Origin of the sequence: Oscillibacter sp. CU971, from assembly GCF_905219725.1 — a bacterium.
Lineage (GTDB): Bacteria > Bacillota > Clostridia > Oscillospirales > Oscillospiraceae > Oscillibacter.
In genome coordinates, this window is sequence record NZ_CAJMXG010000124.1 from 1 (window position 1) to 8,484 (window position 8,484).

At 52.9% G+C, this 8,484-nt stretch carries 11 protein-coding genes; 4 read left to right on the forward strand and 7 right to left on the reverse strand.

Translation table 11 applies throughout. The features are described from left to right. Nucleotides 1–129: CD1871A family CXXC motif-containing protein (locus JX325_RS18460; RefSeq protein ID WP_279380526.1), on the reverse strand; the 129-nt coding region annotated here is incomplete at its 3' end. A 147-nt stretch (nt 130–276) separates the two neighbouring features. Here JX325_RS18460 and JX325_RS09665 point away from each other — a divergent pair. Both JX325_RS09665 and JX325_RS09670 read left to right on the forward strand, forming a co-directional pair. Next, nucleotides 277–954, forward strand: a complete 678-nt coding sequence (locus tag JX325_RS09665; protein ID WP_204790944.1) for a response regulator transcription factor — start codon at nt 277–279, stop codon at nt 952–954. Further along, complete coding sequence (locus tag JX325_RS09670) at nt 951–2,102, forward strand: cell wall metabolism sensor histidine kinase WalK (protein WP_074925770.1); 1,152 nt, start codon at nt 951–953, stop codon at nt 2,100–2,102. Before JX325_RS09665 ends, JX325_RS09670 begins: the two co-directional genes overlap by 4 nt. 7 nt (nt 2,103–2,109) lie before the next feature. Here the strand turns inward: JX325_RS09670 and JX325_RS09675 are convergent, their stop codons facing one another. The 5 genes from JX325_RS09675 to JX325_RS09695 form a co-directional block, all read right to left on the reverse strand. Then, complete coding sequence (locus JX325_RS09675) at nt 2,110–2,385, reverse strand: hypothetical protein (RefSeq protein ID WP_148336512.1); 276 nt, start codon at nt 2,383–2,385, stop codon at nt 2,110–2,112. A gap of 174 nt (nt 2,386–2,559) precedes the next feature. Then, nucleotides 2,560–3,822: a plasmid recombination protein gene (locus JX325_RS09680; RefSeq protein WP_204790945.1), complete on the reverse strand. Its 1,263-nt coding sequence runs from the start codon at nt 3,820–3,822 to the stop codon at nt 2,560–2,562. A gap of 395 nt (nt 3,823–4,217) precedes the next feature. Then, nucleotides 4,218–4,472 carry a complexin-2 gene (locus tag JX325_RS09685; RefSeq protein WP_204790946.1) on the reverse strand — a complete coding sequence of 85 codons (255 nt, stop codon included), beginning with the start codon at nt 4,470–4,472 and terminating at the stop codon, nt 4,218–4,220. A gap of 109 nt (nt 4,473–4,581) precedes the next feature. Further along, complete coding sequence (locus JX325_RS09690) at nt 4,582–5,754, reverse strand: AAA family ATPase (protein ID WP_204790947.1); 1,173 nt, start codon at nt 5,752–5,754, stop codon at nt 4,582–4,584. After that, nucleotides 5,741–5,947, reverse strand: coding sequence for a hypothetical protein (locus JX325_RS09695; protein ID WP_021632637.1), 207 nt, complete (start codon nt 5,945–5,947; stop codon nt 5,741–5,743). The genes JX325_RS09690 and JX325_RS09695 overlap by 14 nt, the downstream gene beginning before the upstream one ends. A 201-nt stretch (nt 5,948–6,148) precedes the next feature. Between JX325_RS09695 and JX325_RS09700 the strand changes: the two genes are divergently transcribed. Then, complete coding sequence (locus JX325_RS09700) at nt 6,149–6,754, forward strand: helix-turn-helix domain-containing protein (protein WP_160641955.1); 606 nt, start codon at nt 6,149–6,151, stop codon at nt 6,752–6,754. A gap of 42 nt (nt 6,755–6,796) precedes the next feature. After that, entirely contained in the window at nt 6,797–7,870 is a 1,074-nt protein-coding gene (locus tag JX325_RS09705; protein WP_204790948.1) for a site-specific integrase, read from the forward strand. A gap of 426 nt (nt 7,871–8,296) precedes the next feature. Here the strand turns inward: JX325_RS09705 and JX325_RS09710 are convergent, their stop codons facing one another. Beyond that, the gene (locus JX325_RS09710; RefSeq protein WP_279380527.1) at nt 8,297–8,461 is read right to left on the reverse strand and encodes a TraX family protein; all 165 of its coding nucleotides are present in this window, start codon (nt 8,459–8,461) and stop codon (nt 8,297–8,299) included. Nucleotides 8,462–8,484: the final 23 nt, after the last annotated feature.

The window sequence follows — 8,484 nt, forward strand, 5'->3', positions numbered from 1 at the left end:
CTCCAGACATAATTTGATTGCTTTGCTCAGCACTGTCGCCGCCTCGCCCCGCCAGACACCAAAGCACAGCATGGCGGCTCCGGCCATCAGCAGCACGATCTGCGCCGCGGCCTTTTTCCCGCAGCTCATTTTTCATCACCCTTTCCGATTTTCTGCCCCCATCATAGCGCGGGAGAGTTAAAGTCTCTGCTAAGAACGAAAACTTAACGCAAACCTTATCTGTTTTTGCTATAATGAAAGCAACACAAAAACGAAGAAATAAAAAGGAGGGCTCTCATGCACCTTTTAGTAATTGAAGATGAACGCGCCCTGTGCGAGACCATCGTTCGCAGCCTGCGGCGGCTGGCCTACAGCGTGGACTACTGCTATGACGGCGAAAAGGCGCTGGCGTTTCTGGGCGTGGAACGATACGATCTGGTGCTTCTTGATCTGAATCTGCCGAAAAAGGACGGCATGACGGTGCTGCGCACCCTGCGGCAGACCGACCGGGAGACGCGGGTTCTGATCCTCTCCGCCCGCAGCGAAGTGGAGGACAAGGTGCAGGGGCTGGATGCCGGGGCGAACGACTATCTGGCGAAGCCCTTCCACTTGGCGGAGCTGGAGGCCCGCATCCGCAGCCTGACATTGCGGCAGTTCACCCAGCAGGATGTGCTGCTAAGCTGCGGAGGCCTGACCTTTGACACCCGCTCCCGTACCGCCACCGTCAACGGGCAGACGCTGACGCTCACCCGGAAGGAAACGGGAATCCTGGAATACCTGATGGTGCATCAAGGAAGGCCAGTAAGTCAGGAGGAGCTGATGGATCACGTTTGGGACAATAGCGTGGACAGCTTCAGCAATTCCGTTCGCGTCCACATCTCCGCCCTGCGCAAAAAGCTCCGCGCCGTGCTGGGCTATGACCCCATCCGCAACCGCATCGGCGAGGGCTATCTGATGGGAGGCGAGGAGGAATGAAGCGGCTTTCCCTGCAGTGGCGCATCACGCTGATGTCCGTCCTGCTCATCGGCATCACCTGCGTGGCCATGAATTTGCTGCTGTGCTCCTCCGGTGTGTACTATATGGACACCATTGCGGACAGTTTACAAGGCGGCGGCACGGTGATCCTGAATGATGGCGGAGCGGCGAGCTTTGACCCGCAGCTCATAGCGCCCAACGAGGAGTTGACCATCGTCGTCGATGGGGTGCAGGGGCGCTTCCGCACCACCAACTGGTACATCACGGCGGCGGTAACGCTGCTCAGCGGCATCCTCGCCTATTTCGTCAGCGGACGCGCTCTCAAGCCCCTGCGCAGCTTTACCTCGCAGGTGGAGCAGGTGCAGCTGAACAATCTTGCCGATATGAGGATCGATGAAGATGCTATTTCGGAGTTCCGGCAGCTGAGCCGCTCGTTCAACCAGATGCTGGAGCGGCTGAACAACGCCTTTTCCGCCCAGCGGCAGTTCACCGGCAACGCCGCCCACGAGCTGCGCACGCCACTGGCACTAATGCAGGCGCAGTTGGAGCTGTTTTCCGCGGAGCATCCTGATGTGCGACCGGAGACGGCGGAGTTCCTCACGCTTTTGCGTGAGCAGACGGAACGGCTGATACAGATGACCAGGACACTGCTGGAGATGAGCAATCTGCGGCAGGTGGCGCGGAACGAGCGGATCCAGCTCGCTCCCATGATTGAGGAGATCTTCACAGATCTTGCGCCGCTCTCAGATAAGCTCGGCGTCACGCTGACGGCGGAGGGCGACGGCATTATGACCGGCAGCGATGCACTGATCTACCGGCTGATCTTCAACCTGACGGAGAATGCTGTCAAGTACAACCGGCCGGGCGGCTCGGTACGGGTTTCTGTCACTCAGGAGTTGGAAAAGCTCCTGCTCCGCGTCTCCGACACCGGCTGCGGCATCCCGGAGGTGTATCAGCGCAGTATCTTCCAGCCCTTCTTCCGGGTGGACAAGTCTCGCAGCCGGGAATACGGTGGCGCAGGACTGGGGCTCTCACTGGTATGGGAGATCGCCGACCTCCACGGCGGCTCCGTTTGGGTAGAGAAAAGTTCGGAGAAGGGCACTACCATTGCGGTGGGGTTGCCAACGCAACAATCAACGAAGCCCTAAAACCCTTTTATTCGTTTTTCGCCGCTTCGCTTGCCGCCCTGCGGCGTTCCTCTCTGTATGGGGCGGTCAGCCGGAAAGAGAAGCGTCCCTTTTCAATCTCAAATTCCTTGCAGCCCGTGTCCGGGTCTACGTCCGTCAGCTTGCAGACGGCAGGGTGTTTGCGGCTGTATGCGGTCAGCCTGTTTTTGAGGTCGGTGTTGTGGGTGCGGATGAAGATGGTGGGGTCTTTCTCGTCAAAATAGATTTCGGTGGTCTTTTCCTGCTTGGTAGGTCCTGTTCTCATAGGCTTATCCTTTCTGCGGCTCTGTCACGCAATAGGGGTGTTTTTTGGGGATTTTCTTCGGCTCTTGACTTGGGAAAAATGGCGATTTTCAAACAGGAGCGCGCCGGACGATGTCTGCCCTGTCCGACGCGCTCCCATTCGATAAAATGCGTTTTTTCCGGCTCTACACAGGAATCAGCGAGCTTCGTCCCTCGTGACCGCTTTTTCTCTGAGCGGATGGAAGAATCGCCACAGATTATTACGCTGAATTACATCCTCATAGCTGCGGACTTTCCCGCGTAGCTCCGTATTTTCACGCTCCAATTCTGCCGCACGGAGCTTGCTGTGGACAGACTTATAATCAGAAATTTCCTGTTTCAAACTGTCAATCTCAGCCTTGAGCTTTGCAATCAGTTTGTTTGCCGCATCCACCGCCTTTTGCAGTTTGGATTCCTTTTTCTCTGCTGTAACGTACTTCTTTGCCAGAGTGGAAAGTCGGTCAAAGTCCTCACGCTCCACGGCAACTTTGGATGAGAAGGGAATGGACGTTGCCACGATTTTTTCGATAGACCGCACATCGACCCGCTGATTCTGGATTTTTTCAATTTTGCTCCCAAGCGTTGCTGCCTGTTTTTCCTGCTGACGGTTCTGCTCTGTGAATTCTGCCAGCCGCGCCTGTTCCTGCTGCACCTTGAACTGCGTCACCGTCAGATGTTCCTCGGAGCTGCCGCGTTCGCCTCGCTCCACATCGTCATACCCTGCCTTTCGCATGGCAGCGAAGAAATCATCTTGCAGAACGGAATAGGATTTTTGGAGCACAGTTTTCCCGTTTGCGTTCAGCAGCGGTTTCCCATGCTCGTCCAGCGCGGGCTTGGAATCCCACTTTTTGCTCATGCTGACCTGCTGTATCGTTTCCTTGACCGTACCCACCAGCGATTTATCCTTGCAGCGTTTCGACCACAGGATTTGCTTTTCCACGACGGGAATGTAGACCACATGAAGGTGATAGTGGTACACGTCCTGCTCCAGCGCGTCGGACATGGCGCGGTTGCGCTCGTCGGCGTGCATGACCGCCGAAAGGATATACTGCTCGCCGCCGACGATTTCTATTGCGGATTTGTATGCGTCGGTGTAAAATTGTTTTGCGAAGTCATAGCCGCCGTGATTATGAAAATAGGCGGTGTTTACGTCAAAGACCAGCTCGCCGTAGAGAAAGGCATCCTCTTTCAATCCACGGGTGGAGATGATCCCGTCCTTTTTCAACTGCTCAAACATCTCCGCATATCCGGCGGTCGGTTTCTTGAAATGGACATTGAGGTGCGTTCTCTCCGGGACAATATCCTGATTGACATAGGATTCCTTTTCCCGTTCGTTGTGCTGCTGCGCGTTGCCGATTCTGGCAGCGGTCAGCCTCATATTTCTTGCGTTGGTACGATGGATACCGTCGCCTCTTGCCATAGGCAGTTTACCTCCTGATTTCAGATTGTGCAGGACGGGGCAGCTTTCGGGGAGGCACTTCTGCGGAAGTGTAATAACCCACTATGATACTTTCATCCTGCGGCTGCAAAGTATCGTGGGCTCTCCGAGGGGGAACGGGGAATGCGGCTTCTGCGGAAGCCTCTGCCGTGGCTTGCAAGTAGTACCCACTTTGCAAAATCCACGGCGTGACCGCCAGCCTTTCAGCAATCGAATTTGCTTCAACGCTGCCGCCCACAGGCAGAGAGAATTTTGAAAATCCTCTCTGCCATCCATCTCAAAATCTGCGGGTTTTTCGATGGGGACGGGGATGTGAGGGGCTGTGTCAGTGAATGCTTTGCCTTGTCCTCCAGCAACAGGAGCGTGGCACGCTCCTGTCACAGCTCCCAAGGAGGAGTAGTCCAGCGATAGCTTTGCGGAACGCCGCGCCGGTCAAGATATTCCTGCCGCGCCTGTTCGCGTTCTTCCTCGGTAGGGGCAGTCTTATAGCTGGAATAGAGCTGCCGGTTCAGCATGGCGTCGAGCTTCTGCTCTAAGCCCTGACGGATTTCCTCTTCGTAATCATCCTCGCCCCGCAGATGGTACATGGTGAGGTCGATGAAGAGATCATAGGGAATTTGTACGCTTTTCATTTTCCTATCCTTTCCTTTCCGCGACGGTCGCAACGATAGCGACGGTTGCTCTGACAGTATCATTTTCACCGTTGCAACCGTTGCAACCGTCGCAGCCGTCGCGCCGTCCTCATTCGATTACTTCGTACTCTACATTGTCGATGACCATATAGGTGAGTTTCACCTGCCGCCCGGAGTGTTTTGCTCTGTTCTCGTACTTCACATGGTACTCGTCCAGTAGCCTGCCGGATTTAACGTTCAGGTATTTGGTGAGAGCGTTTGCCGCCATGCCTGTGTTGACCGTCTCCGCAAGCTCAGTCGGGCTGCCTGTCCATTCTCTGCTTTCGTAGGAAACAAGCTGGGAAACCGTATCCAATACCGGGTCGGGCGGCTCCTGATACAGCTCGTTCTCTGTCCGTTCAAGGCTCCATATCTGCGTGTCGGCATCTTTTTTCAGATATAGAATCTGATCCTGTTGATCTCGCCCCACCGCATCGACCGTGGCCTCCAATGCAGTCCGTTTCTTCTTCTGCATCAGGAGTGCTCCGTCTGCACAACCGAGAAGTCCTGTTGTGCCGGAGATCGTTTCAAAGCTGTCCCCGGCTGGCTGCTTTCTTGTGTGATGGACGGTAACGATGCAAATGCTGTGTCTGTCCGCAAAACGCTTGAGCTTGCCGATGATCTCATAGTCGCTGGCGTAGCTGTAAGCCTCGCCGCCAGCTTCTCTGATCTTCTGCATGGTGTCAATGATAACCAGCTTCGTGTCGGGGTGTTCCTTTATGAAATTCTCAAGCTGCTCGTCAAGACCGTTTCCGATTTTGTTTGCTGCCGTTGCAAAATGCAGGCTGGCGGTATCCGCCACGCCGTACATCATAAACATTCGACTCTGGATTCTCTGGAAATCATCCTCCAGTGCAAGGTACAGAACCGTACCCTGATGGACTTCATAGCCCCACAGCCTTTGCCCTGTGCTGACATGGTAGGCAAGCTGCGCTACCAGAAATGATTTTCCGATTTTGGGCGCTCCTGCGAGGATATACGCTCCCGCGTAGAGCAAGCCGTCGATGATGGGCGGCCTGCTCTTGTAGGCGGTCTGATACAGCTCTGTCATGGAAACCGTATGAAGATAACGCGGATCGTTCATGCGCCGGATTTTCTCACGCATTTCCTCAATATTTTCCTCCGGGGGATTGCTTTCGCAGGTTTCATGTGGTATGCTCTGGTTAGTTGAATCGTGAGGCGGCTGCCCTCCATCTGCGCCAACAGATGGGATGAGGGCGGTCGTTTTCTCATTTCCCGTCATTTCGCTCACCTCCGGGAATCTGGAAGCCGTAGAACTTCTGCTTGAAATACTGGGCAGGGCATTTTCCGGCAACGGTCAGATAGCCTTGGGCTTTCAGCTCCCTGTTCATTTCCCGGACGATCTGATACGCCTTGCTGCGGCTGATGCCCATGATCTCCGCCACCTCTGACGCTGTGATAAACTGTGCTCTCATAGTACCTCCTGTTTCAAAGTATTTTTCTCGGATTACGCATCTTCCATTCATTCTCGCTCTGCCAGTTCTGTTGAAAAGCGTATCCTAAGTACACATTCATTATACGCATACAAGGTGCATCTGTCAAGCCTTTACGAAATAAAAATATGTACTTGCAATTCGCTTTATTCTGTGGTATGATATGGACGAGGTGAATCAGATATGGACAATTTCGATTATCCCGCCATCGGGCAGAGAATTAAGCAACTCCGAAAACGGAAGGGGCTGAACCAGACCGAGCTGGCACAAATGCTTAAAAAATCCCTCCGCACCGTACAGAAGTACGAAACCGGAGAGATTGAAGTGTCGATTGCCGTTGTCAATCAGATCGCAGACCTGCTGGACACGACCTCAACCTATATTCTTGGGTATGAATCCAGCACGACACAGATCAGGACGCTTGCCGACGTAATGGACTTCCTCTTTAAGCTGGAAACGGTAGAGGGCATCGACTTCAAGATCAATGTGCAGAAGCCGCCCCGCAGCAAACAATGGGAGTGCTCGGTTTCCTTTGATGGAAAGAGCACGGCAGAGTTCAACGCAGATATGTGCCTGTTCCTTGAACAATGGGAGGATGAGCGCAGCGAGCTTCGCGCCCATAACTCCACGCAGGCAGCATATAAGCGCTGGAAGGAGCAGACGCTTGCATACTATGCCGCGAACGCAGTCAAATGCACAGAACCAGAAGAACTTGACCGTGACGAACTGATTGCAAGACGGACGGAGCTTTTGGAAAAGGAATATGGTAAAAACGAGAGTAATGAGTAAATAACCCTATCAAAGCCTGATTCTTGAGGGAAGGAGGTAAAAATGTCAGTAACAAAAGACGGCGACACCGGTCGCTGGATGTCGCAGATCCGGGTAACGGATTGGACAGGCAAGACCATCCACAAAAAGAAGCGCGGCTTCGCCACCAAAAAGGAAGCCCTTCAATGGGAACGTGACTTCATCAGCCAATCCACAGGCAGCCTCGGTATGACCTTCGGCGACTTCATCGCTTTGTATGTCAAGGATATGGAGCACCGCCTCAAGCCCTCCACCGTTGCCAGCAAGAAATGGCTGATCGACCTGAAGGTAACGCCCTTCTTCAAGAAAATCCCGCTGAACGAGATCAAGCCCACTCATGTGCGCCAGTGGCAGAACTCTCTGACCAGCTACCGCGATGAAAGCGGCAAGCCCTACTCCCAAACCTATCTCAAGTGCATCAACAACCAGCTCACAGCAATTTTCAACTACGCAGTCAAGTACTATGGACTGAAAGAGAATCCATGCCACAAGGCAGGGAGCATGGGTAAGAAACACGCCGATGAGATGCTGTTCTGGACAAGGCAGGAGTTTCAGACATTCATTGAGGTCATGAAAGACCGGCCTGCCAGCTACGCGGTATTTATGACCTTGTACTTCACCGGAATCCGTGAAGGAGAGCTATTGGCGCTTACGCCGTCGGACATCGACTTTGAAAAGAAAACCCTGACGGTAAACAAGAGCTATCAGCGTCTCGGCAGAGAGGACATCGTCACCACGCCGAAAACGCCTAAGAGCAACCGCACCATCCCTATCCCTGATGGACTCTGCACCTGTTTACAGGAGTATATGTCCCATTGCTACGGGCTGCAAAAGGACGACCGGCTCTTTCCCTACACTAAGAGCTTTCTGTATCACGAAATGGAGTATGGCTGCAAGGCATCGGGGGTAAAGCGCATCCGGGTGCATGACATTCGCCACAGCCACGCCAACCTGCTGGTGGAGATGGGCTTCTCTCCGCTGCTGATCGCGGAGCGGCTCGGACATGAAAAGGTGCAGACAACGATGGACACGTACAGCCACCTGTACCCCAACAAGCAGGTGGAGGTAGCCAGACAGCTTGACGGCATTATGCCGTGAGCCTCTGGCTACAAAAATCGCTGCAAATGTAGCCAATTTGTAGCCACTAAAAAAGAAAAATCCTGAAAAACGCTGTATTACCAACGCTTTTCAGGATTCAGACTAGGCTTGAATTGTTCCGCATTTCATGCCCTGATTGTACCGCATATGTTCCGCAAAGTCAATGCTCATTCTGAAAATGGCAAACCCGCAAACCGTTGAAAATCAAGGGTTTGCGGGTCTTGATTTTTTCTAGTTTCTGAAAATACTATTCCCACTCGACAAATCCTATTATAGGGGGCTGTATTTTCTGTGCTTTCACAGGTGAAACTTTCGCAAATTTGTTAATATTTCACCTGCTATTTTTGGCCGCTAATTTTCTTAGTATCAAAATAGTATCACAACAGGCGGGGAAATGCAACCACATCCTGTCTCCTTCTCGACGTTTCATGGTAATAGTAAGGTCATACCATACAGGAAAAGTATATGGGATGGATAGAACCAATAGAAAGAGTATTTCAACTTTAGCTTTCCTCGTTTTCCATTATAAAGCAGAATTAAGAGTACCGCAATCATGGTACAGATTGTTGGCTGATTACCCGTAGTCACCATAAACAAAACAAGATAACCTAATG

What these genes read in the sequence shown, in the direction of transcription:
- JX325_RS09705 (WP_204790948.1), top strand. Translation starts at nt 6,797, where the DNA reads ATGTCAGTAACAAAAGACGGCGACACCGGTCGCTGGATGTCGCAGATC.
- JX325_RS09665 (WP_204790944.1), top strand. Translation starts at nt 277, where the DNA reads ATGCACCTTTTAGTAATTGAAGATGAACGCGCCCTGTGCGAGACCATC.
- JX325_RS09700 (WP_160641955.1), top strand. Translation starts at nt 6,149, where the DNA reads ATGGACAATTTCGATTATCCCGCCATCGGGCAGAGAATTAAGCAACTC.
- JX325_RS09675 (WP_148336512.1), bottom strand. Translation starts at nt 2,385, where the DNA reads ATGAGAACAGGACCTACCAAGCAGGAAAAGACCACCGAAATCTATTTT.
- JX325_RS09695 (WP_021632637.1), bottom strand. Translation starts at nt 5,947, where the DNA reads ATGAGAGCACAGTTTATCACAGCGTCAGAGGTGGCGGAGATCATGGGC.
- JX325_RS09680 (WP_204790945.1), bottom strand. Translation starts at nt 3,822, where the DNA reads ATGGCAAGAGGCGACGGTATCCATCGTACCAACGCAAGAAATATGAGG.
- JX325_RS09690 (WP_204790947.1), bottom strand. Translation starts at nt 5,754, where the DNA reads ATGACGGGAAATGAGAAAACGACCGCCCTCATCCCATCTGTTGGCGCA.
- JX325_RS09685 (WP_204790946.1), bottom strand. Translation starts at nt 4,472, where the DNA reads ATGAAAAGCGTACAAATTCCCTATGATCTCTTCATCGACCTCACCATG.
- JX325_RS09710 (WP_279380527.1), bottom strand. Translation starts at nt 8,461, where the DNA reads ATGGTGACTACGGGTAATCAGCCAACAATCTGTACCATGATTGCGGTA.
- JX325_RS09670 (WP_074925770.1), top strand. Translation starts at nt 951, where the DNA reads ATGAAGCGGCTTTCCCTGCAGTGGCGCATCACGCTGATGTCCGTCCTG.